The sequence below is a fragment of the Frankia sp. CoWAU3 genome, assembly GCF_977971855.1.
The window spans coordinates 7,115-8,459 of the sequence record NZ_CDWWXB010000153.1; the positions used below are offsets into that span (position 1 = coordinate 7,115).

Annotated in this window: 1 protein-coding gene and 1 tRNA gene; both read left to right on the forward strand. The window is 71.6% G+C overall.

The genetic code is table 11. The annotated features are described in order from the left end of the window. Window positions 1–920 (forward strand): metallophosphoesterase (locus AC08ON_RS13335; protein ID WP_476617078.1); only part of this gene is annotated, 920 nt, incomplete at its 5' end. A gap of 27 nt (window positions 921–947) precedes the next feature. After that, window positions 948–1,024, forward strand: a tRNA-Pro gene (locus AC08ON_RS13340). The last annotated feature ends 321 nt before the right edge of the window (window positions 1,025–1,345 follow it).

Sequence of the window (1,345 nt, forward strand, 5' to 3'; positions counted from 1 at the left end):
CGAGGACTCTCGTGGGTGTCGCGGCCGTGGGGGCGCTAGTGTCGGCCTACGGCGGGTTGTACGAGCGCACGGCGTACACCCTGCGGAGAGTGCGGATCCCGGTGCTGCTGGCCGGCGCGCGCCCCCTGCGCGTGCTGCACATCTCCGACCTGCATGTCACCCCCCGTCAGTACGGCAAGCTCGCCTGGTTGGGGGACCTGGCCCGGCTCGTCCCCGACCTGGTCGCCCTGACCGGTGACGTGCTGTCCGCGGCCGACGCCCGGGATCCCCTGCTTGCCGCGCTGGAGCCGCTCTACTCGTTTCCCGGGGTCTTCGTACCGGGGAACAACGACTACTTCGTCCCGACCCTGAAGCGCCCGCACCGCTACCTCCGGCGGGACGACGAGGCCCATCCCAGGGGCGCTCCGCTGGACTGGGCGGCTTTCGCCAGTGGTCTCGCCGCCAGCGGGTGGACCGAGCTGACCAACGTGCGGGCGGTCATCGAGGTCGGCGGTCGCCGGATCGACCTGCGTGGCGTGGACGACGCCCGGCTGCGCCGCGACCAGCTCGCGGTCGTGACCGGCCCCCCGGAGCCCGGTGTTGAGCTCGCGTTGGGACTTTCGCACACCCCGGAACCGCGGGTCCTCGACGCGTTCACAGCGGACGGGGTGGGGCTCACCCTTTCGGGGCACACGCACGGGGGTCAGATCCGGCTGCCCCGGGTCGGGGCGCTCGTGACCAACTGCGGGCTGGACCGGGCCCGGGTTCGTGGGCTGTCCCGTCACGAGGTCGACGGGCGGTTGTCCTGGCTGCACGTGTCGTCCGGGCTGGGCACGTCCCCGTTCGCGCCGCTGCGCCTCGGCTGCCGGCCGGAGGCGACCCTGCTCACCCTGGTGCCGGCCGGGGTACCGGCCGGCGACCCCACCCCGTCGGACCACTGAGCCGTCGGGTATGCTTCATCTCGGTCGCGGGGTGTGGCGCAGCTTGGTAGCGCGCTTCGTTCGGGACGAAGAGGTCGTGGGTTCGAATCCCGCCACCCCGACCAGATGACGCGTTGCAGCCCCGTCTCCCCAGCAGGGAGGCGGGGCTCTTGCCGCCCAGGGGGGTCGGCCGGTCCTTGAGCATCCTACCCGATTGCCCGTCCACCCCACGGCCGCTTTCCCTTACCCGTGTATCCTCCTCGGCCGCGGGCACCGAGCCGGCAGCTGGGCGCTGGCAGGGCACCGATCGGCCTGCTGCCGTCTTCGGTCGATCGCCGCCCTGCCGCGTTGCGCGGCTAGCGGGAGTTTCCTAGATGAGTTGATCTTTGGAGTCCGTTGAGCTGGCCGGTGGCTGGTTCAGGACGGTCTGACCTGGATCTTTGAGT